This window comes from Vibrio sp. J2-4, assembly GCF_021728155.1.
In the GTDB taxonomy this organism is placed as follows: Bacteria; Pseudomonadota; Gammaproteobacteria; order Enterobacterales; family Vibrionaceae; genus Vibrio; species Vibrio diabolicus.
On sequence record NZ_JAKKCN010000008.1, the window covers coordinates 22453 to 44801 of the forward strand.

General features: G+C 42.8%; 23 protein-coding genes. 11 read left to right on the plus strand and 12 right to left on the minus strand.

Annotated features, from left to right (window positions below; genetic code table 11):
* The first annotated feature begins 208 nt into the window (after positions 1-208).
* The 8 genes from L3V32_RS21985 to L3V32_RS22020 all read left to right on the plus strand — a co-directional run bounded on the left by L3V32_RS21985 (position 209) and on the right by L3V32_RS22020 (position 4927).
* Positions 209-850, plus strand: coding sequence for an alanyl-tRNA editing protein (locus tag L3V32_RS21985; RefSeq protein WP_237285208.1), 642 nt, complete (start codon positions 209-211; stop codon positions 848-850).
* 143 nt (positions 851-993) lie between these two features.
* Complete coding sequence (locus L3V32_RS21990; protein ID WP_237285209.1) at positions 994-1281, plus strand: putative quinol monooxygenase; 288 nt, start codon at positions 994-996, stop codon at positions 1279-1281.
* Positions 1282-1417: 136 nt separating this feature from the next.
* Positions 1418-1714 carry an antibiotic biosynthesis monooxygenase gene (locus tag L3V32_RS21995; RefSeq protein ID WP_237285210.1) on the plus strand — a complete coding sequence of 99 codons (297 nt, stop codon included), beginning with the start codon at positions 1418-1420 and terminating at the stop codon, positions 1712-1714.
* A gap of 81 nt (positions 1715-1795) precedes the next feature.
* On the plus strand, positions 1796-2269 hold the full coding sequence (locus tag L3V32_RS22000; RefSeq protein ID WP_237285211.1) for a hypothetical protein: 474 nt from the start codon (positions 1796-1798) through the stop codon (positions 2267-2269).
* A 228-nt stretch (positions 2270-2497) separates the two neighbouring features.
* Complete coding sequence (locus L3V32_RS22005; protein ID WP_237285212.1) at positions 2498-2851, plus strand: DUF1428 domain-containing protein; 354 nt, start codon at positions 2498-2500, stop codon at positions 2849-2851.
* 316 nt (positions 2852-3167) lie between these two features.
* Positions 3168-3794: a LysE family translocator gene (locus tag L3V32_RS22010; RefSeq protein ID WP_237285214.1), complete on the plus strand. Its 627-nt coding sequence runs from the start codon at positions 3168-3170 to the stop codon at positions 3792-3794.
* Between the two features lie 169 nt (positions 3795-3963).
* Positions 3964-4428 (plus strand): DUF2846 domain-containing protein, encoded by a 465-nt coding sequence (locus L3V32_RS22015; RefSeq protein WP_005397344.1) that lies wholly within the window; start codon positions 3964-3966, stop codon positions 4426-4428.
* Positions 4429-4585: 157 nt separating this feature from the next.
* Positions 4586-4927 (plus strand): hypothetical protein, encoded by a 342-nt coding sequence (locus L3V32_RS22020; protein ID WP_237285216.1) that lies wholly within the window; start codon positions 4586-4588, stop codon positions 4925-4927.
* 46 nt (positions 4928-4973) lie between these two features.
* Here the strand turns inward: L3V32_RS22020 and L3V32_RS22025 are convergent, their stop codons facing one another.
* From L3V32_RS22025 to L3V32_RS22035, 3 genes are read right to left on the minus strand one after another with little or no spacing between them, the layout of a single operon-like run.
* Positions 4974-6329 (minus strand): FUSC family protein, encoded by a 1356-nt coding sequence (locus L3V32_RS22025; protein WP_237285217.1) that lies wholly within the window; start codon positions 6327-6329, stop codon positions 4974-4976.
* Between the two features lie 14 nt (positions 6330-6343).
* Positions 6344-7207 (minus strand): HlyD family secretion protein, encoded by an 864-nt coding sequence (locus L3V32_RS22030; RefSeq protein WP_046875199.1) that lies wholly within the window; start codon positions 7205-7207, stop codon positions 6344-6346.
* A 10-nt stretch (positions 7208-7217) separates the two neighbouring features.
* The gene (locus L3V32_RS22035; protein ID WP_005397347.1) at positions 7218-7430 is read right to left on the minus strand and encodes a DUF1656 domain-containing protein; all 213 of its coding nucleotides are present in this window, start codon (positions 7428-7430) and stop codon (positions 7218-7220) included.
* A gap of 301 nt (positions 7431-7731) precedes the next feature.
* On the opposite strand from L3V32_RS22035, the gene L3V32_RS22040 reads away from it, so the two are divergent.
* Entirely contained in the window at positions 7732-8649 is a 918-nt protein-coding gene (locus L3V32_RS22040; RefSeq protein ID WP_237285219.1) for a LysR family transcriptional regulator, read from the plus strand.
* A 221-nt stretch (positions 8650-8870) separates the two neighbouring features.
* On the opposite strand, the gene L3V32_RS22045 is transcribed toward L3V32_RS22040, so the two are convergent.
* The 7 genes from L3V32_RS22045 to L3V32_RS22075 all read right to left on the minus strand — a co-directional run bounded on the left by L3V32_RS22045 (position 8871) and on the right by L3V32_RS22075 (position 16270).
* Positions 8871-9863 carry a DUF2955 domain-containing protein gene (locus tag L3V32_RS22045; RefSeq protein ID WP_237285221.1) on the minus strand — a complete coding sequence of 331 codons (993 nt, stop codon included), beginning with the start codon at positions 9861-9863 and terminating at the stop codon, positions 8871-8873.
* Positions 9853-10917: an HlyD family secretion protein gene (locus tag L3V32_RS22050; RefSeq protein ID WP_237285222.1), complete on the minus strand. Its 1065-nt coding sequence runs from the start codon at positions 10915-10917 to the stop codon at positions 9853-9855. The genes L3V32_RS22045 and L3V32_RS22050 overlap by 11 nt, the downstream gene beginning before the upstream one ends.
* Before the next feature lie 258 nt (positions 10918-11175).
* Complete coding sequence (locus L3V32_RS22055; RefSeq protein WP_237285224.1) at positions 11176-12327, minus strand: ABC transporter permease; 1152 nt, start codon at positions 12325-12327, stop codon at positions 11176-11178.
* Positions 12324-13490: an ABC transporter permease gene (locus L3V32_RS22060; protein WP_237285226.1), complete on the minus strand. Its 1167-nt coding sequence runs from the start codon at positions 13488-13490 to the stop codon at positions 12324-12326. The genes L3V32_RS22055 and L3V32_RS22060 overlap by 4 nt, the downstream gene beginning before the upstream one ends.
* Before the next feature lie 22 nt (positions 13491-13512).
* Positions 13513-14493, minus strand: a complete 981-nt coding sequence (locus L3V32_RS22065; RefSeq protein WP_237285228.1) for an HlyD family secretion protein — start codon at positions 14491-14493, stop codon at positions 13513-13515.
* 3 nt (positions 14494-14496) lie between these two features.
* The gene (locus L3V32_RS22070) at positions 14497-15912 is read right to left on the minus strand and encodes a TolC family protein (RefSeq protein ID WP_046874906.1); all 1416 of its coding nucleotides are present in this window, start codon (positions 15910-15912) and stop codon (positions 14497-14499) included.
* 130 nt (positions 15913-16042) lie between these two features.
* Positions 16043-16270, minus strand: a complete 228-nt coding sequence (locus L3V32_RS22075; protein WP_005377125.1) for a hypothetical protein — start codon at positions 16268-16270, stop codon at positions 16043-16045.
* A 476-nt stretch (positions 16271-16746) separates the two neighbouring features.
* Here L3V32_RS22075 and L3V32_RS22080 point away from each other — a divergent pair, with 476 nt between their 5' ends.
* On the plus strand, positions 16747-18366 hold the full coding sequence (locus L3V32_RS22080; protein WP_237285230.1) for a sensor histidine kinase: 1620 nt from the start codon (positions 16747-16749) through the stop codon (positions 18364-18366).
* Positions 18363-19049, plus strand: a complete 687-nt coding sequence (locus L3V32_RS22085) for a response regulator (RefSeq protein WP_237285232.1) — start codon at positions 18363-18365, stop codon at positions 19047-19049. Before L3V32_RS22080 ends, L3V32_RS22085 begins: the two co-directional genes overlap by 4 nt.
* A 91-nt stretch (positions 19050-19140) precedes the next feature.
* Here L3V32_RS22085 and L3V32_RS22090 read toward each other — a convergent pair whose 3' ends face one another.
* On the minus strand, positions 19141-21276 hold the full coding sequence (locus L3V32_RS22090; protein ID WP_237285234.1) for a TonB-dependent siderophore receptor: 2136 nt from the start codon (positions 21274-21276) through the stop codon (positions 19141-19143).
* A 117-nt stretch (positions 21277-21393) separates the two neighbouring features.
* Positions 21394-22326 (minus strand): AraC family transcriptional regulator, encoded by a 933-nt coding sequence (locus tag L3V32_RS22095; RefSeq protein ID WP_203347176.1) that lies wholly within the window; start codon positions 22324-22326, stop codon positions 21394-21396.
* Positions 22327-22349: the final 23 nt, after the last annotated feature.

Genomic DNA, 22349 nt, shown 5'->3' on the forward strand with positions numbered 1-22349 from the left:
AATGGAGTTGTATCAGATTCCGCAATTTATGGGTTGTTAGCTAAACCCCTAGACAGCGTTTAGTATCCGGCCTTAAAAGTATCTAATAGGTCTAGCCTGCTCGTGCTCTATACAACACAGCCTTACACTTGACGGTGAGGTTTCTTGAATTGACTTAGTGGTCACTGAATGTACTATCAAGGATAGGACTTACTGCAAGGATAGCAGCATGAGCGAGAAATTATTTTGGGTTAATCCCTACCAAACAGAACTTAACTCAAGAGTGACCAATGTAGACGGAAATAAAGTTGAATTGGACCAGACTATCTTTTTTGCGGAGTCTGGAGGCCAAGAGAGTGATAAAGGAACGATTAATGGTATTCCGGTTTTGATTGCTCAAAAGTTAGGTGTTCGACTTATTTACACATTGGAATCCTCTCCAAATTTTACTCTTGGTGACACTGTAACTACGTGTATTGATTGGAAGCGTAGATACGCCTTAATGAAGCTACGCTTTGCTGCCGAAGTGGTGCTCGAGATGTTTTATCAGCGTCGAGAAGGCATTGTTAAGATAGGCGCGCATATTTCTGAAAATAAGAGCCGCATAGATTTCGAGTGGTCTGAAAGTATTGGTCCGTTATTGAAAGCAATTGAAACTGATGTGCAAGATTTGATTAACTCTGATTCAGTTATTATTAGTGACTTTTCCGATCAAGAGAGTGAAAGGAGGTATTGGAGAGTGGATGGGTTTGCGCAAGTACCTTGCGGTGGCACTCATTTAAAGCGCACATCAGAAGTCGGCCAAATTCAACTAAAACGCAAGAACATCGGTAAAGGCAAAGAAAGGGTTGAGATAACCTTATGCTCGTAAGTCGATAGGGCATTCGAAATAGATTCCTAACACGTGGCATTTTAGTTCATGGTGAGATTCACATTTGCGATATGATGATTGAGATTGAGGGCGCGTTGGCTACTTCTTAACGAAACGCTACACGATAGGAGCGGGAGGATGATATGTCGAGGGTAGCATTGAAAGGCTTTATTTTAGTTCCGGAAAAGGATTTAGAGTTAGTAAAACATGAGTTAATAACTCACAAAAGGCTCACGCTAGAAGAGCCGGGCTGCCTTACTTTTCTTGTGACTCAAAGCCCGACTAATCCTTTTCGTTTTGATGTCTATGAGGAGTTCGTCGACAAAGCCTCTTTTAAACAACATCAGGAAAGAGTTCAAGCCTCACATTGGGGAAAAGTAACAGCCAATGTTAAACGTCAATACCAAATCTTTGAATGTGTGCATGACTAATCGAATCGGAGTGATTTAGAGCGTTTACGCTTTGTTTTTTAGGTGATTCTTCTATGTTGCTTTATTCATCTATTAAGCTGGTTTAATGTTCTTGATATTTTGCCGTATTAAATCTAGAAACTTTACTGGAAGTGTTATGTTTAGAGTTGTGTATGAATGGCGTGTGCCAAGTGAAAAAATGGATGAGTTTCAAAATATATGGCGTTCGACGACAGATTCAATTCATCAGTCAGTAGATGGGGCGTTTGGTAGCTTTATGCTTCGTTCTTACGATGTACCGGAAAAGGTTTTAGCTATTGCCAAGTGGCGAACACGTGAAGACTGGGAGCGGTTTTGGGGAACTAGTAACCCAGAAAAAATGAAGAAGATGAGTGAAATTGCAGAGCGTATTTCAGTCGAACCATTCGATGAAATTGAAGATAGAACTAAGTAGGGCAATAGAAACGTTAAAGTGATGCCTAATGCACAGTTTGGCGGATAATATGAAAGACAATCTTAACCAAGGAACAGGGTTATGCAGATTTTAATTGTTGGAGTTAGTAAGGGTCTAGGAAGGTTCTTGGCTACGAACTTACAGGGTATAGAAACTTATACTATTTCTAGATCAAAGCTAGTTGAGGATGGAGTAGCTTCTGTTCGTATTGATGTTAGTCCGGAGAAAAAACCAGATTACACGTGCTTCAAAGGTGTAAAGTTTGACATCATAGTTTATTTGGCGTCGATGTGGGGAGAGTCTTCAAAATTGACAACAAACGAACTGATTGAGTTTATGAATGTTGGCCCGATTGGGTATCTTAATTTAGTCAATGAACTTAACGCTTTAGGTTCACTTAACGATAAATGCAATATTGTATCTATTGGATCTACAGCAGAGCTTTCAGAAAATAGTGAGTACCCTGCATTCAGCCTCAGTAAAAGATTACTCAAAGATATTTCTAGCCAGCTCAAAACGTTTATCGTGATTACCGCTTTACTCACTTTACAATAGGTGGGATCGGGCATGCAGAAGAGGAACGTATTGAGTATTCGAGCGTTTTGGAAATTATAAATACGCTAACTAAGCTAGATCCAAACACATACCTTTCAAATATGCATATAAAGTCCAAGCTAGGAATGTAGCTCTCAAGCTGTATTACGTACCTGCTTCTATGATTTGGCATCATGTGCATTCTTTTTATTGAGCTATGGTTATAACTCCAATGAAAGGAGTTTACTTATGTCATACATTGATGGGTTTGTCGCTGCAGTACCGACAGCGAATAAAGAAAAGTATATCGCACACGCAAAAATAGCAGCAGAAATGTTCAGGGAGTTTGGGGCCTTAAAGGTTGTTGAGACGTGGGGGAGTGAAGTACCAGATGGTGAGATCACATCATTTCCCATGGCAGTTAAAGCTGAAAGCAACGAAACCGTTGTGTTTTCGTGGGTAGTCTGGCCTTCAAAAGAAGTTCGAGACTCAGGGTGGCAGCGGATCATGAGTGATCCTCGAATGAGTCCTGAGAATAATCCAATGCCCTTTGATGGAAAGCGTCTCATTTATGGTGGATTTGATGTTATTTTGGAGCATTAAAATACCAGAGAATCCCAGCTTGATTCGTGACAATTGGTGCTTTAATCAGGATTATGCTTCTGATGTAGATTAAATAGGGTATTCCTCGATAAGCGTTGATAAAACTCCGTGTGGAGGCTTAGAGTAAAAATGGAAGAGATAAATTATTCACTGATTATCGTATCAGCTATCGCTGCCATCGCTAGCCCCGGGCCTGCGATGGCAGGCACGTTAACGAACTACGGTCAACGCCTTGATAACCAACGTAAACATAGACGTTGCATTACTTGTAGTTCGATGAAATGTTATCCCGCAAGACGTTAATTTGGAGAAAAGAATGGATTCAAATTCACTATTACTATTTGTTGTCGCTTGTCTCGCTATCAACATGATTCCTGGACCTGATGTAATTTATATTGTTTCTAATACAATGAAAGGTAAGTTCTCTGCTGGGCTGAAAGCGGCTTTGGGGCTTGGTGTTGGTTACTTTTTTCATACACTAGCGGCATGTTTGGGTTTGTCAGCAATAATTCTGAGTTCATCTTTGGCTTTTAGCGTTGTTAAATGGTTAGGGGCCGCTTACCTAGTTTATTTAGGTGTTCAGTCATTACTGTCCATGTGGCGTGGAGAAAATAAAATCGTTGAAAACAAAAATGTTGATAATAATAAAAATGTGTTTGTTCAGGGGGTTATCGTCAGCGTCTTGAATCCAAAAGTAGCGCTATTCTTTCTCTCGTTTCTGCCTCAATTTATTGATACGTCTGCAAGCTCAACATCAATGCAATTATTAGTACTTGGCTTGCTGTTCAGCGTACTTGCGACGACATGTAACGTTTTGTACGCCTCTGTGGGTAATTGGGTATTTAGTCGTCCACACTCTCAGCGTTATTCAAGAACTCTTGAAGGTGTTTCAGGTATTCTACTTATCAGTCTAGCGAGTAAAGTGGCATTTAGTGATCGTTAGATACAGGGCATTTTATTCTCGTGATTATTATATGGCTAATGTTTGCTCAATCCATACGTTAAATGAGTGCTATTGCATAGGTTGAATCACAAATTTAAAAAATACCAATAAGTGAACGTATTTATTTATAGTATGGTTGGCGCGATTTTATCGTAGCTAGGTTAATAACATGAAAAATAAAGTAATTCTGTGTTCCGCATTCCTTTTGGGTTTGTCAGGTTGTGCTTCTGTTCCTACTGTTGATTCGACAGTATCAAATCAAATGAAATCATTTGAAGCACCTCAAAAGGGGAACGCAGGGATTTACATTTATCGAGAAGATGCTTTTGTCGGAGCAGCGCTTAAAAAGTATGTTTACGTCGATGGGGAATGTATTGGTGAAACAGCTCCTGGTGTATTCTTCTACCATGAGGTCGAAGGCAATAAAGAACATCAAGTAAGTACAGAGTCTGAGTTTTCTGAAAATCACTTAACTATCTTAACGGAAGAGGGCCGTAATTATTTCGTTAATCAATACATTAAAATGGGTGTATTTGTTGGTGGTGCGGGCGTAGAACTCGTGGACGAAAGCAAAGGTAAAGCAGAAGTACTAAAAGTAGACATGGCAGAAAAAGGAAACTGTCCTTCGATCTAGTTTAACTGACTGATTTTACATTTAAAAGTACTTAAAAAACACAACCCAGCGCTTGACATGAAAAGTTCAACGTTGGGTTGCGTTTTTATGGCCAACAGCTTTTACTTGGTGTTGTTATTGGTAATACATAAGCGTAAATCAGCAGCAAGGATGTGTAATGAAAAATAAGATGTGGAACTTCGCAATTATTTTACTCATTGGTGGGCCTTCACTATTGCCATTTAGTCTGGAAGTTATTTCTCTCATCGAGTTATTTGGGCTGTTAGGGTTGTGGACGGTTTATTCATCCTATGCTGAGTATTTGATCAAGCATCCTCGGCTCAAAAGAGGCGCATCTTTAGCTACATGTTGGGATCTTCAACCTCAAATATTATTCTCACTTCGTGATATTAAAGTATTCCCACTGCTGATATTTCATATGTTTCCTGTTCAAAGTGGGTTGGTTTGGTCTTTAATTTTTACCTTTTCGGGCAGTGTTATTTGCCATTACGTAATTTGATCTAACCCATTGTTCAAAGCATTCCTTATTAAGTTTAATTGCTTGTTTAAGCGGTTACGCGGGGATGAAACAGGTCATTAAATAACTTGGCGATCATCAAAATGAGCATGATGTTTACCAGCATGAGTAAAGGTGTTTCGATACGATACTCCGGGGTCAAGTTAAGTGCGCCTGAGGTTAATACCACCAATAAATTGACGCCTAAGACTCTATGGATCATCAGCTGTGGTGTAGAAAATACCTCCCAAATCAAAATAATATTGATGAAATAAAATAACCCTAGTTGCCATAGTTCAGTCATCATGGGCATCAAGAAGATGTATTGCAGCAGTATCACTGAACCTGTTCCCAAAACGCCAAAGAAGGCATCTTTAACAACGCTAGGAGGCATTGTAGGTACTATTGATGAAAAGACACCGGCCAACATAGGGAAGATAAACCCACCTGGTACAGGGAGATAAATCCAAACCAATAACGAGGTGATAAACATCGATAGGCCTTGTAAAACCTTTCTGCGGTCTTCTTTCAAGTGCTGTATGAAAGTCCGGTGTTCACGATGCCAAGATGTTTTCTGGTTCACTTGTTCAGTCAATAAGGTACGGCCAATTAGATGCGTGGTTGGCTGAGCGATATTAAATAGCGTCAGGTTTTGAGCCACAGGTTTCCAGTCAATATCATCACAGTGAGGCTTTTCCACTTGTTCAAGTAATCGTTCTTGAATACGTTTCATCTCTTCGAGGCGCTGATGCCACAGTTTTCGATGTTCTTTGAGGTGGTAACTGCCCGTGAGCGGTAATCCCAGTAGTTGGCACATCTTCTCAATGTTTGCTGTGTTGGTTTCAAGCGCATCAATATCAATGTCATTTGGTTTGTCTATAGCTTTAAGCAACACTTCACGGCTGCTCTCAAAGCGTTGAATGAAATTTTCTTCAGTATTCACTGGCCAAACCAAACGATAAACAACGGAGAAGGTAATGATGCCAAGGATAGTTTCCTGCATTCGAAGTACTGCGAAATGGAACGTCACTTGACTATCAAACTCTCCCATACAAGCGATGATAGAGCACACAGCAAAGCCTATGGAGAACACATAACCGGACTTTTCGTCGCTCGACATGAAAATGCATACACCTAAAAATAGGGTAAAAAAAGTCAGGAACAAAAAGCGATCTTGAGAAAATGCTGTGATGAGGAAAAAGGCATAGCCAATGCCCAGTAGGGTTCCTACTAGGCGATTATGACCTTTGTTTATCGAGTGAGCGAAGCTTTCATTTAATGCCATTACCGCGACGGCGATCGCTGCCCAATAAGGTTTCTCCCATTGAAACAATAAGGCGAGGCAGATTGCGATAACGATAGACAGTGCAGCTTTAATTGCTTCTTTGGTTGAGGCATTGAACATACATTTCACCGCATTTATTGTTTGATGATTTTGATGGATGCCGTCATACCTACGCGTAGTTGAAAATCTTTTGGTAAGTTGTCTAATTTCACTTTAATTGGAATGCGTTGAGCTAAGCGTATCCACTGAAAGTTAGGGTTCACATTAGGCAGAAGGTCGTTACCTGTACTACCGTCTTGCTTCGCGATGCCATAACCAATGCTCTTGATTTTACCTTCCAGCACCATTTCGTCGTGCATCATTAAGGTCACGTATGCTTTATCTCGTGGATCAACACCAACTAAATCCGTTTCTTTGAAATAGCCTTCGATCCAAAAGCTGTCTTCATCAATTAATGCTACAACTGGTGAGTTTGCGACAACTTGGGAGCCGGTGCGCAGATTAAAATTAGTGATGTAACCATTTGTTGGAGCGTACACCTTGGTGTAATCAAGGTTTAGCTTGGCTTCTTCAACATTGGCTTTCGCGAGTTCTACGTTGGCAACGGCTGTCTCCACCGCATTGTCTAGGTTATTCAATGTCAGTACAGGTACAGCACCAGGTGTGCGCTTTTCTAACTTAAGTGCTCGCTGCTCTTCATTTTTGGCCTTTGCTAGTAATGCAATGGCTTGCTTTTGAGCTGCTAGCGCTTTGTGGTACGCCGCTTTATAAATGCTTGGGTCAATCTCAAACAGTAAGTCGCCCGCATTAACTTGGGAGTTGTCTTCAACATATACCTTGATGACTTGCCCGGTTACACGGGGCGTTATAGACACAATGTACGCGCTGACATGACCATCTCTAGTCCAAGGATTGTTTGAGTATGATTGGTAGTAACTGAAAATCACAGTGCCAGCGGAACACAGTAATAAAAATGTGATTAGATAACGTTTTATCACGGAATTTGCCTCAAAAGATGGTTATGAATCGACCAATAACGCCAGTAAAAATCACAATTAGGCTCAGCTCAGCAAGTGCTGGAAACGCAACGTATTTGTGTACCCCTAATTTTGTTGCAACGGTTCCAACCAAAATGGTGAGAATGTAAGCCAATGCAATAACCAGCAACAAGGGGGGGAAGTAAACTTCACCCCACACAAGCTCATGTGGTATTGAGTTCATAGTGCTTTTCTCTATTTATTTGATGAATGCAAAGATAAGAGAAATCCTACAAATGTAATAATCGCTTTTGTAGGATCAAATCCATCAATGTATTTTTTAGAGAGTTCGTAATGAGTTACGTCTAATGTCGAACGTGCTTTAAGGGGAGTGTGAGTGCGATAAGTTTTCGCATTTACGTGCGGAATAACTACGTATCTAATGATGAAGATAAAAGCCTCGGGTTAACCGTCGCTCTTTCGAGCTAGCATTCTCAATAACTTGTGATAGTTTAGCCATGTAGCCCTAAGATATAAGAAAACCTATGAATTTTAGTTTTGAACAACTATTGGCATTCGTTGCTGTTTACGAGGAGCTTTCGTTTAGCAAAGCCGCTGTAAAATTGAATAAGCACAGAACAACCATCGGGCAGGTTGTTACGAACTTAGAAGATTTACTTGCTGTGAGCTTGTTTACTCGGGTTGGCCGTTCCGTAGAACCCACTGAAGATGCTCGCCTTCTTTACCACTATGCAAAGCAAACAATTGAACAAGCCCGTACGTTCGACAAAGTCGCATTGAGCCTTGCTCATGGTGGCTTAGAGAGTGTCAGTATTGCCTATTCTAGTGCTATCCCACATCGTTTGCTGGTGTTACTTCGTGTTCAATTAGCGGCAGATTTTCCGATGATGCGAGTTAACTTTTTTGTTCGTAACCGTAACGAGATCAAAGAAGGTTTAGCGACTGGTGAGTACCAGTTCGGTATTGTCAATGTACATGATAGCCGTGCAATACACAGTCTAGACTCGACGTTTTTAGGTCACTTTGAATTTGTTCCCTTTGTCCAGAAAGGTGGTGAACTGGCTTCTATGGCACCCGACCGAGTGTTAACTGCGTTGAGGAATAGCAAGCAATTTGTGTTGCGATCTTTCATTGAAGAAGGAATGGGTGAAAAAGTTATCGTCAGTTCGAATCATGAAGAAGTCGATCAGTTGGCTCTTGTTGTAAAAATGGTTGAAGCAGGGCTAGGGTGGGCGGTTCTTCCTAGAACGCTGGCTCATTCGGAATTTTCTAATAATGATATAGAGCCCGTTGAAGTCTGTGAATTACTAGAAGGCTTTAAGTTTGGTTTTGGCCTTTGGTGTCAACCCTCTAAGCAAATTGGGGATGTAAAAGACTCTATCATGAGGGTTGTTACGGCGTATCGGGAGAAGCTAATCCGCGATTTTAAAGCGACGCCATAACCGTATTCATCCAGACCACATTTATAAACAAGACTCAATTCGAGTCTTGTTTTTTTACTTGAAAAATTCTTTTCTTCTGATTGGACGTTAATGGTTATTGGGAGGGAGTAATCCTCTGTATGTGAGTATAAGATCGATGCTTTTTTTATTTATTCAAGCTTCGTTCAATGAGAAAGCTCATATCGCTCAGCCGCTGTTAGTTTAAGAAAGAGAGGCTGCAGTTATTTCACCTCTTGCTCTGATCTAAATAAATTGAGAACCAGTACCCCTAGAACTATAGCGATAGAAATAGAGACGAATCGAGTCATTTGAGCAGAAAATGATTCGATGCCCGTATTGTTAATAATCTGGTAAGTCAGCACAGTGAAGTTAGTAAAAAGCAATTGATAGATGGTTAAGTGTGTCTGTCGACGTATTGCAAAACACGCTAGTTGCAGGCCACAAAAGATGGTAACGCCAAGTACAACGTAAGTAGGTGCACCTGTGGCTACTGCAAGCATGCATGGAATAGTAAACAAGATCCCTAGGCTTGTAGTGATAATTCGATACCGCCCAAAGGAATGACTGTCTTGATTAATTGGGTGCTTAATCATGCTGCCAAATGTTATTGCGATCAATAGCGTTTGAGAGCTTCCAGATGATATTAGCGCGTACAAAACAACACACAATGCGGTTGCTTTAAAGACGATAAGCCCGATATGTTCGTCTGCACCATCAAGAGTGGTTTGGTCTGGTTGTATATCTTTTTCGTCCCCAGGGAATAACCAAAAGCTAATATATGTGGCAACCAACGCAACAATGAAGCTAGTAAATAAGACCCATGGCAACCCCTCAAGCGACAACCCCATTTGTTGGCTTGTGACCACGATAATCAATACAACAATCAAAGTGAGTGTCGAAACGATGTCTTTGGGATCGCGATGACCTCGGTAATAACTCCAACAGAGAAGTGACCAAGTAAACAGTAAGAAGCCACTAGGGGAGCTCATGAGCGCTCCTGCTAAAGTTACGATGCCAAAGCTGAGAAGTGAGAGTATTACCAGCAATTTCACCATCATGTTGAACGGGGGCTTAGATGGCATCAGAGTTAGAAAAATCACAACGAATATTGGCGCGATAAAGGGAGTAGGCGCACCTGAATACTGTAAGTAAAACAGTAAAAGAATCGGAGTGAAAACCAATCTAATGATTGGATTTGCTGAACTATGAAACATAAGTCCAGATACTCAACACTCTCATCCAGAAAGAGGCCAGCCACTCTCCAAAGGTGCTTTGCTCAGTTAAAAAAGCGACCGTTGCTTTCGAACCATAACGTACGTTTTCGGGAATATCTCCGCCTTCAAAAACAATATTTACAGGATAGCGCTGTGCATTTAAGGAATTATTGTCTGCAACCAAAAAGCCAGTTGTCGGATCGACGTCGTTACTGCCACCAGTACCCCAACCAATGCTTTCTACTCGCCCTTCAAACACTCTGCCAGGTAAAGCATCCAACACAATCTTTGTTTTTTGTCCCGCACGAACATGCTCGAGTGAGTTTTCGCGAACAAGCGCTGATACCCACACGCCTCTCGGACCAATGAAAGTGACAAGAGGTGAGCCAGTCGTCGCTTTTTGCCCAACAGTGAGTTGTAAGTTAGAAACGATCCCCTTTGATGGAGCAATCACTTTCGTTCGTTGTAAGTCGAGTTGCGCTTTTTCAAGATTTGCTATAGCTGCGAGAATCTGGGGATTATCTTGCCCTTCGGGGCCAAGATTATGCTTGGCTTGAGCTAAGGACGCTTCTGCTGCCTCTAATGTGGCTTGAGCTCGTGCTTTGGCTTCGATGGCGTTGTCTAGCTCAGATTTACTCAATACCCCTTTTGCGGCGAGCTCGGTTACGCGAGCTGCTTGTTCTCTTGCGTTGTCACGAGCTGCGAGTGATTCAATGACCTTAGCTTGTGCCACTTCAACAGCCGCGGTGTTGGCTCCAATGTTTTGGCCAGCAATGGCTAAGTTTGCTTCGGCTGAACGCAGATTAATTTGATAATCTCTTGGATCAATTTCGAAAAGCACATCACCAGCATTGACGACTTGATTATTACGAACATGGATTTCAGTTAGGTTCCCCGAAACCTCTGGAGTAATGCGGACAAGATAAGAATGAATCCGAGCGGTGCCAGTGATTGGTGTTACTCGATCAGCCCACAAGCTATATAGCCAAACCACAAAAACGAGGCCAATAATAATAAAGCTTAACTTTCTGGAAGATGATTCCGCTTTAGACATCCAATTCTCTCTTGTTACAATACGTTAGGTAAGCAATGTTACAACATGTGACATAAACAATGCTTCCAAAAAATCAACTATTTGTCGATAAGGTTATAGGATTGTTCCGAAGGTGCCATTTAGAGAGGCTGAAGCATGCTAAACGAACTTTCCAATCACGTTGGCTAACATCGCCAATAAAAAGGGGCGATACTTCGCCCCTCAGATCGTCCATCAGGTTTTTGATTTGTGATTATCTCTTTGAGCTGTAGAGAGAAATCAACTTAGACTTTCTGTTACAACTGGCTTGTTATTGCGCTTAGCAATCCAGTACGCAACGCTACCCCAAAGCACGGTGAGTGCCCAAAGTACTGTCCAATGTTGTGCGACTTGTTGCCAGGTTGCCCCCATTTGGTTTAGCGCTAAGAAAGCTTTGATCGCCCAAGTACTTGGGCTTAAATCAGCAATCCATAGTAGGGGAGCAGGAATAGCTTCAACTGGCCAAATAAAACCAGCCAAGAAAATGAGCGGCATAGAGCTCACTAGGACGACTAAGGTGACAAGTTCACGCCGAGGTAATAAGTAACCTAGCCAGAAGCCTAGTCCGCAACAACCTAAAAAGAACGGTAACAACATAGCCAGCAATTCGCCCGCGTTGGCGATATGGTTTACGTTTAAGCGTTCGAAGCTAAAACCAAAATAATAGGCGCCGAGTAAATAATAAATTGCCACAAATACTAACGTTCTCACAAGCAGCAGCGATCCCGTTGATACTTGTGACCAATAGCCACGACCATGACGCTGTGTTCCCGTTTGTAATCCAACCGCCATGATCAACGTTTGTTGTAAAATCAGAACAAATACTGCCGGCACTACGTATTCGATGTAACCCATGGTTGGGTTGAACGTTGGTTTCATATTAAGCTTAATAGCAGAGTAATTATGGCTAGCCATACTCATGGGCACACCATCTATCACCATTTTACTGACTTTTACTTGGGCCCCTAATGTGCCTCCAGCTTGGGCCAATCCTTCTACCACGGTTCCGTACACGAGAAAATACGAGGCGTCCGCAGCGTAGGCTAGAGTCGGGCTTTTACCTAGCATTAGGTCTTTGTAAAAGTGTTCCGGTATGACTAAAAAACCGGTGATCTCTCGTTGTAAAAATGCTTGCTTTGCATCGGCAATCGTATGAAGTCGAGTGACTACGTTGACTTGTGGGGTGGCATCAACCATACGTTCCAGCTTTAAACTCGTCTGACTACCATCTAGATTAACAATCGCGATTGGTTGTTCACGAGGCGTTTGTTGTGCATAAGGCAAAGGGTATAAAAACGAGTAAAATACGACACCACCAAACACGGTCAACGTAACGACTGGATTGGTTAGAACGGCCTTAAGTTCCGCTTTAATCAGTTGCCACAATGTCATACCGCCTCCTTCGCTTGGCGTGTTGATGAAGCTGTTCGATGTTTACCCATCAAGGCTGCGGTAATGAACAGGGGCACAACGTAGCCAATCATAGGCCATAGCGAGCTTAAAGATTGTGCGGCCGATGCTCCATAGCTTGCTTGACTCACTTGTACTTCAATGTAATGGGTAATCGGCAATAATGAACGCCATGCATAAGCGAGTGTGTTCATGTCAGAAACTGGGAATGTAATTCCCATGAACGCGAAACTTGGAGCCGTAAACGCGCCAGCAAAACTCATCGCACGTGCAGGATCCATCGACAAGAAGAAGAACAACGCTCCCATAATGATACAGGCGATAACCGTCGCCAATTGTGCTAGTAGCATAACCAAAAAACTGCCTTCCATTGGCCAATCAAGCACGGAATAAAACCAGTATAAGAACAACGCACCTTGCGCCATAAAGACCGGAATGTACTGACTTAATAGGGAAGTGAGCTTGGCGTATGGCTTTTCGCCCAAAAACGCAAAGCCATTCTTTCCACCATAAATGCGAAAGTGCGCGGTAAGAATCAAAATAGTGCTTACTACAATACATATTTGCCAAATAGCTGGCACGATAGCCGTTACCAAAAATTGTGCGTAGTTATTGTTACGGTTAAATAATGCGGTTATTTGTGTCGACACGGGTACAGCCTGTGCAGCCGCTGCTAACGTTGTGGTGTTACCCTTAGCCAAGTTGCTCATTACTTCAACCTGAGCATCGAAATAGCCTTGTGCTTGCGCAACGGCAGAGTTGATCAGTTTCGCAACCAAAATGTACTGACTGTTGTAAAAGACAGAAAGTTGAGGTTGGCGGTGTTGGAGAATATCTTGGTCGAACTTAGATGGGATGACCGCGTAAGCGTAGATATCGCCTTCAATCATCGCATTTTTTGCTTCGCTTGCACTGGTGTAGTGATAGTTAACAGCCAGACTCGACGACGCATCCAAAGATTGAATGAGCTTTCGAGAAAGTTGGGAATGTTGTAGATCAACCACACCGATTGGCAGATCCCGGGCAATGCCCGCAGAGAACACTCCCCAAATCATCATCGCGAGCAAAATCGGTATCCAAGTAAGGCACGAAAGTAACCACTTGTCTCGTCGTAAGATATGCCGCTGTGAAATCTTAATCGTCATAGCATTAACCTAGTGGTTGTGATTAAAGTTCAACGACAACACTCATTCCCATACGCAGTTCAGGTTCGGGTTGAGCTGGACGAGCTTCTACTTCAAAGGTACGAAGATCAAAACCTTGAGAAGCATCGGTTGCTCTCCACGTTGCAAAGTCACCCATAACGGCAACATGCGTTACTTTGAACTCAACATTTTTATTTAAGGCAGGCAAATAGGCATCAAAGGTTGCTCCTTTTTTAAAGTGTTGAAGGTAATCTTCACGCACATTCAGTGTCGCCCAGGCATCTTCTGTATCTATCACAGTAACAACCGGGAAGCCCTGAGGTGCTAATTCACCACTTTGAAGTAGAACTTGAGAGACTTCGCCGTCAAACCAGCTGTAGATCTGAGTATCTTTCGCATACGCTTCTACTTCGGCTACGGCACCCGATGCCATGCGCGCTTTTTCCGCCGCAGCTACTTTGGTTTCACTTCTCGCGCCTTCTTTTGCCATTTCGTACATTTGAAATGCGGCACTTTCGGTGTATTTCGCTGCTTGCCACTGAGTTAAAGCTTCATCGCGCTTTTGTTCTGCAACCACGCCATCGTTATAGAGGTTATTTACACGATTGTAGGTTTTTTCCATTAAATTCGCAGCGGTTTTAGCTTTCATCCACTGATCTTTTGCTGCTTGGATTTGTTGCTCACGTGCGCCTTTCTCAGCTTCTTGAGCTAAGGCGTCCGCCGCTTTTTCACCTGCTTTTGCTTGTTCTAACTTCGCTTCAATTTCAGGACTATGAAGGGTAAAAATAAGCTGGCCTTTCTCTACATCATCGCCTTTACGGACCATGACCTCATCAATACGCCCTGGAACTTTTGAGGAAATGCTGTATTGCTGGGCTTCAATTAATCCCTGTAAGCGGATCGGTTCAGGTTGATAGGCTTGGTAAAATTGATATCCAACCCAAGAGACAACACCCAAAGCACAAAGTGAGAGTAAAACGGTTTTTAGTGATTTAGCTGCCATGATTTATTTCACCTCTTTGGATGTTGAAGCAGGGATATAAGCGGTATTTTGATATTGTTCGAAGCTATTCATTTCACTGCTCAATGCGAGTAGCTTGGTTAAAGATATTAAATAGCGGAAACGTGCCGCTGAACGTTGTGTTTCTATACTCGCGACATAAAGCTGCGCATCCACAACATCCAGAGAAGAAGACAGACCCTGAGTAAATGCTTTTTCACGCAAGCGCAGGTTTTCGTTAGCAAGTTCAATGCTAGATTCGAGCCCTTGTACTTCATCAATGGCTTGCTGAGCCTCCAAGTATGTCTTTTGTACTAGCAGCGATAAATCTTGTTTGGCTTGGGATTTTAATGAGTCGACCTGTGAGACGACACTTTGAGCTGCTTTGACTTTTTCGCTTCGCCCTGTTGATTCAATCAGTGGAATGCTCACACCGACACCAACTAACCAGTCAGGCTTCATTTGGCTTGCGAGAGAATCGTCTTCATACAAGCTGTAGTCGCCGTAAAGGTAAACTTCAGGATAGTATTTCCCTTTTTCTGCTTTGATTAAGCTAGAGGCTTGTTTGTGTTTAGCGCTCAGAAGGTCTAACCCCGGATAGGTAAGCAACGTTTGATCGACAAAAGCGGTTAGAGGGGGAAGACTGTCGTTGATAAACAAAGATTCAGCGGGTTCTACGGCGTCATCTTGTGCAAGTAATTTACCTAATGCTGCTTGAGCGATACTCAAATCGCTGGCGGCTTTACGTGTTTCTACTGATGCTTTATCTAGAGAAGCCTCGGCTTGCAGGCGCTCAACGTGTGCGATTTGTCCTTGCTCTTCAAGCTTAATAGCAAAATCTCTATGCTTTTTTAGTCCAGCTTCAACCGCTTGTCGCGTTGCGAGTACTTCCTTTGCCAGCACGACAGAAAAGTAGTACTTCGACAAATCTTCAAAGCGCGCTTGTTGTTCCATTAGAAGCTGACTTTTCGCCTCATCTGTTTTGCCTTCTGCTGCTGATTGAGCAGCAGAAATACGACCACCAGTAAAAATAGGCCAAATGGCACGAATAGACGAAGAGAAAATATCGCGCTCGGTTATGGTCGAAGTGGTATTAGCTAAGGCACCAAAAATAGGTTGAAAAGCAGGAGGTACGTTAATGTGTGTTCCTGTGCTGTCTAGGATCTGTTTTCCCGACAGCGTGATATCGGTATCTAAACGCGTGTAATTCGCGCCAATGGTAACCTGAGGTAAGTTGAGATTGCTGGTGGCACTCTCTTGGTATTGGTAATTCTCGACGTTTGAGCGTTGAGCTTTAAGAGAATAGTTGTTTTCTAGCAATAACTGCCATGCGGTATCAAAAGTGATCGGTGCCGCATGACAGGCAAGGGAAATCGAGCTGCTAAGTAAGCCCAGTATCCAAAACTTTCCTGTTTTTTTCATAATGGCTGCTTTGTCGTAGAGTATAAGCTCTAATATAAAGGATTCGTAACTTGGTGTTAAGTAGGAGGGAAAATTGGACAGTAATGTGCGCCCAGTTATGTTTGTGCTGGGCGCGGGAGATGTTACAAGTTTACTTCGTATATGGACAGTGAAACTCTGCTCTCCACTCAAGCTGACGAGAACCTCGCATCGTATTCAATAGGTCTTTTCCACTCATTTGAGGGAACGATAACAGGACCTTGAGATCAGAAGTACCGCCTCCGTTTTTTTCATAAGCCCTGACGTGTGTAAACGTTGAATACATATTCTCTGACAGCATGGCCTTATTCAGGCATATTCCAAAGGTATCGCGTTCCATGTTTGGTGTTCCTTCTAACTATAAATGCACCTCTGTTTATAGTTTTCCAGTTTTCAGATGGTGTCTAAGTGTTTGTCATATAGTCAGTATTTGTGTTTTGTTTTATTTTTTCCAAATCACTGACATCAATGTTGAGCTTTTAATAGACTTCCAGCTTCACTGCTTTCTAACCGAAACTCTCAATGGTTTCGTTGATTAAAAATTATACGTTGGAAAGTCTAAAAACGCCTCAAAAACCGCTAAAATCGATGTGATCACGATCATGTTTTAAAGGGCAATTTATGTATGGAATTGAGTATCAGAGAGGAATGCTGAATTTGGTGAATGGTTGTAATTTTATGTTTCAGCTCGTCGATTAATTAACCGTAAACTCTGCGGTTTGCTTGCCTTCCTCACAGATTTATCACCGCAACAAAGCCATGCTGTTAACTGAGTGTTAACGTAATCGATTGGGAGTGAATCATAAGGATGTATCAATGAGTTGGAAAACGATCAGCTTTCGTAAGCGAATGCTCATTATTATGACGCTGTCGGGGTTGATAGAGCTTCTATTGCTTGTCGCTGCAGGATTCACTTATCTCAAAATCAATCAAGAGCAAGAAATGGGAGAAAAAGCACTGGGTGTTGCCCGTTTTTTAGCAGACTCCGCCGTTGTTCGCGAAATGGTCGCAACCCAAAATCCTAAGCCATACCAACTTCGTTTCCGAGAATTAACCGAAGCCATCGGTGCTGCATTCATCGTTATTGGCGACCATGAGGGAGTGCGCTTAATTCACCCCGTTGATGAGCGGTTGGGTAAACCAATGAGAGGTGGTGACAATCGTCGAGCGCTAGAGCAGGGATTGTCTTATATTTCGACGGCACAGGGCTCGTTAGGTTATTCAGTTCGTGGTAAAGCTGCGATTTTTGACGAGCAAGGGAACATCATTGGTGTGGTTTCGGTTGGCTATTTGCTCGACCGGCTGCAAGACCGCATCGAACCATTTTTGGCCTTTTTGATTTTAATGGTCATCGTAGTTGTCGTCGCTAATGCCATTGTATCCAATTATGCGTCGAGAAAGTTTCAGCGCGCCATTTTGGGGTTCGAGCCTGAAGAGATAGGGCGGTTGTACGGCGAATTAGAAGTGACGATGAGTACCATTAAAGAAGGCGTGTTAAGTATTGATGCCCAAGGGATACTTCGTTCGATCAATCGTAGCGCCTGTCAGATTCTCGGTATTGATAGAGAGGCAGCTCTTAATAAACCGTTGACTGAGACGTTACGCGATAGTGACTTATATACGGTGCTAGAAACCGGACAGGAAGATCATGATATTGAGATATTCCTTAATCATAAACGTCTGATCGCAAACCGTTCGCCAATTTATGTGGATGGAAAAATAGTGGGGGCAGTATCGAGTTTCCGTTTAAGGGATGAAATCAATGACCTAACCGAGCAGTTATCACAAACCAAAGAATATGCAGATTTATTACGTTCGCAAACCCATGAGCATCGAAATAAGCTCAACACCATTAGCGGGTTAGTCCAGATGGGTGAGCTGGATGCCGTACAAAAGTTAATTGGGCAAGAAACCGCACACTATCAAGCGATGATCGAATTTTTAAGAGACACCGTTAAAGACCCGTTAATTGCAGGTATGTTGCTTGGAAAAACTGAACGTGCTCGCGAGTTAGGCTTACAGCTGGTGGTTGAAGAAGGCAGCCGTTTGGAGCCTCTGCCTGAGTGGCTAAATTCGGAAGACCTTGTCACCATTCTGGGCAACTTAATTGATAACGCTTTTGATGCAACGTTAACCTCGATTCGTGATGAATCGAATGTCGCATCGGAGCGCAGAAATATCGATGTGTCAGTGAGCGATTACGGAAATGAAGTGATACTTGAGGTGATAGATCAAGGCTGTGGTTTACCAAGCGATATAGAGCCGCAGGCGCTATTTAAAAAAGGGGTGTCGACGAAATCTCGTCAAAATCGGGGGGTAGGATTGCATCTTGTCAACCAGTTGGCTACTCGATATCACGGCCATGTTGAGATGATGCCCAACACAAATTATGGAACAAGAATAACGGTGTATTTACCCAAGGAAGAACAATTATGAGTATGGCGACTCGCGTAATGATCATTGAAGATGATCTGGCTATTGCTGAACTGCACCACAAATACTTGAGCCAATTGGCAGGTTTGGAAGTGGTCGGCATTGCGACCACGAGAATGGAAGCGGAAATGCAACTCGATATTCTTAAGCCAGACCTCTTGTTGATGGATGTATACCTTCCTGATGGAACAGGGCTTGAGATACTCAATACATTACGTGCGAACAACCAAACGTGTGATGTCATTTTGATTACCGCGGCAAGGGATGTCGATACGCTACAACAGGCAATGAGAGGGGGAGTCGTTGATTACCTACTCAAACCAGTGATGTTTCCACGCTTAGATGCCGCACTGAAAAAGTATGTGTCCCAACGCCAACAACTAGACATCGCAGAGAGTTTGGATCAGAACCTCGTTGATAAAATGCTGCAGTCTCACGCCAATCAAGACAACTTGCCGAACCGATTACCAAAAGGGATTGATGGTGTAACCCTAGACAAGATCAGAGAGTTGTTCCCAAATGGCAGTGCGCTGACCGCTGATGAGGCAGGTGAAAAAATCGGAGTGAGCCGAACAACCGCTAGACGTTATCTTGAGTTTCTTATCAGTACTGGTGAACTAGAGGCTGATTTAAACTATGGGTCGGTAGGTAGGCCAGAAAGGTGCTATAAAAAAGTGACGCGGTAGCGTTTATATTGATGCTCTATGCAAAATAAAAAGCGATGGCTTATTGTAGAAACCATCGCTTTACAAATTACGGCTGTTCCGTTCTAAGAGGTTAGAAGTTGTATTCTAACTTCGCTTCGATAGAGCGCTCAGCGCCAAACCAACAGTTATTTTTGTCGTAACAAGAATAGTATTCTTTATCGAATAGATTGCTTGCAGAAAGCGTGACGCTAGCCCCTTTCATTGATTCAGATACCGTTGAGAAATCGTAACTTGCTGCTAAATCAAACAAGGTGTAGTCCGGTACTTTTTGACTATTCTGTGCATCAATTTGTGCTTCTCCGACATAGCGAACGCCAGCACTGGTACGAAGGCCTGAAAGATTTCCTTCAAAGAAGTAATTTGCCCATAGAGAGGCCGTTTGCTCAGGTACCCAAACCGGCGTTTTACCTTCTTGGTTGTAATAACTGTCCTCGGTAATCTCCATATCGGTATATGTATAGCCTAGAGTGAAATCAGCTTGTGCTGTAGCTTGCCATTTTGCCTCAAGTTCAATACCTTGTGATACCACTTCGCCCGCTTGATAGTTCGGTGCATATGGATTATTCGGATCGGTCAAGATCGCGTTTTTCTTCGTAATATGGAAGAGTGCTAAGTTACCTGAGATATCACCAGATAATGGTGCGTATTTAAAGCCTAACTCCCATTGATGACCGGTTGATGGCTCAAATGCTTTACCAGAAGAGTCGGCACCCGCAATTGGCTCAAAACTTTCCGAGTAAGTAAGGTATGGCGAGAGACCAAAGTCTAGCTCATACAAACCACCGACTCGGAAAGATACGTTGGTATCGTCTAACTCTTCCTTGCTGTTGGATACTGTTCCTAGATAATCGCTAACGGCGTCTGTATTTGAATCGTATTTATCCCAACGAAGACCTGCAATCATTACAAGTTGGTCGTAACGAACTTGATCTTGGAAATAAACGCCAATCTGCTTCGTTTTGATATCTAAGTTTTGTTTGTATTGGAAATTCAGTGCATTACGATCAATGCTGTTGTGGTCAGGATTAAAAATGTCCTGAGTTAGCGAATACCCAAGCGTGTCTTTGTATTTTACATCTGAATCTAGATACTGATAATCAAGCCCGAACAATAAGTTATGTTCAAAATTTCCTGTTTTAACGTAGCCAGATAGTTGGTTGTCAATCACAAAGGATTTGGACTTTTCATCGGTTAAATAGGCATTTCGACCAACGGTACGGTTATCCGCTTCAAGTGCACCGTTATATGTGTTTTCCTGATAGGCATCGGCGGTCATGTAGCGGGCATTCTGTAGAAATTGCCAATTGTTGTTAAAGTCGTGTTGGACTTTGTAGCCCATCATCAGAACTTCGCGTTCGTAAGTGTTCCAGTCCTCATCCCCTAAATAAGTGCTTGGTGACATCGAGCCAAGTGGGTTTTTAATCACTGAGCCAGACGCAGGCACAGTCGTGTAGATACCTGCTGATGGATCATTTTGATAGTAAACATTCACGTTCACTAATGTGCTTTCTGTCGCTTGCCAATTGAAAGATGGGGCGAGTACGTAACGTTCATCTTCAGACGTATCGGCTTGACCATCTCGCTGTTTTGCCAGGCCGACGATACGGTAATCAACATTAGAATCATCAACTTGTCCTGTGGTGTCGAACGTCAGTTCTTTTAGGCTGTTAGTCCCTGTACTAATCGAGACAGAGTGTGAGGGTGTTGACTGAGGCGCCTTGGCGATAATATTGACCATACCTCCTGGTGGAATATTGCCGTAAAGAACAGATGTTGGCCCTTTAAAAACCTCGATTTGCTCAAGAGCAACGGAATCGACCTGAGGTTGAAGGTTCCAACCGTTGTACAGCAAAGGAAGACCATCATAAAAGTTGGTGTAGTTAATAAAACCACGAATATTGAATAGGTCGAGTCGGGAAACGGCACCGCCACGCAATTCTGTATTTACGCCAGGCGCGTAACGCAATGCTTCGCTCACCGAGTTTACGCCGCGCAGGTCCATGTCATCTTTAGTGATTACCGTGATCGCTTGCGGTGTTTCCTCCGGTTCTAAAACGGTTTTAGTTGCGGTGTTTCGGTATGTTTCGCCAAGTACTGTGATAGTTTCGTGCTGAGAAGTGCTCTCAGTGGCACTGGCGTGACCAGCAATAAGCGCGGATACCACGACTGCAACCGCAGAACGATGAAATCGATTCGGACTTTCCATATTTATTAATTCCACTACTTTTATTTGTTGATAATGATTGTTGTTTGCATTCTATAGCGAAAGAAATAGGAAAAGTTAACAATTTGGTGCAAAGCCAGAACCTAAGTGCTTAGGCTTCTATCTAATAGGCGTGGCTTCGTTCGGTTTGACAGGTATCCAGTAATGCATTTGGGCATTCTCGCTCTCAACCTCATAGTCTTCTGGATAAACTTCTAACTCGTATCCATCAATACCGTGATAATTGGAATAGGGGAGCCAGTGCAAAATGAACCACTCAAGCGTCGCCGCTAGATTTGATGCTTTACCTATGTGCGTAATCACTGCGTAGGTTTGCTTAGGAACAACCAGAAGATCTGGTTCTTGCGTAGAGCCTTTGGATATTGAAGTTCTTGACGCTGAGTTGTACTCATAACCAGCCCAATACTCGAGTTGCTGGTTGTTTGAATACGCTTTTGTTACGTCAATCACACCAAGATAGTTTCTTTCCAGGTGAGTATGGTTTTCAGATGAATAGAGCTGTGACCATAATGAGGGCACTTTGGATTGGAAGTTGGGCGTTGCGGAAAACAATCCATAAATAGGTTCATGATAACCAGCAAGCACAAAAGCAGGTTTTGTTTCTATTCGAACTTCGATAAAGCACTTATGTCTATTTTCGTCTTCTGGTGTATCGCGCAATGTTAAAGGTTGCCTCAAGCCCGTTAGTTGCTGAGCTTTACGATAATCTCGAGGGCTCTTTGAAAACATATTTTTGAACGCTCGACTGAATGCATGTTCAGAAGCAAACCCCATTTCTATCGCAATATCTAACGAGCGATCTGATGTATGGATTAAGCGTTCAGCCGCAAGGCTTAGTTTAAGCTCTCTAATATAGTGAGCGACGGACACGCCAGTGTGTTGCTGGAAAACGCGTTGCAGTTGCCAACGTGACCAGCAGCTTGCTTTCGAGATTTCATCCACGCTAAGTGCGATATCTAGATTGTTGTGAATGTAATCAAGCACAGAGTGTATTCGGTTTATCGGGTGCAGATTCTTTGTGCTTGGTTTCATGACATTCTACTTTCGCATTAATA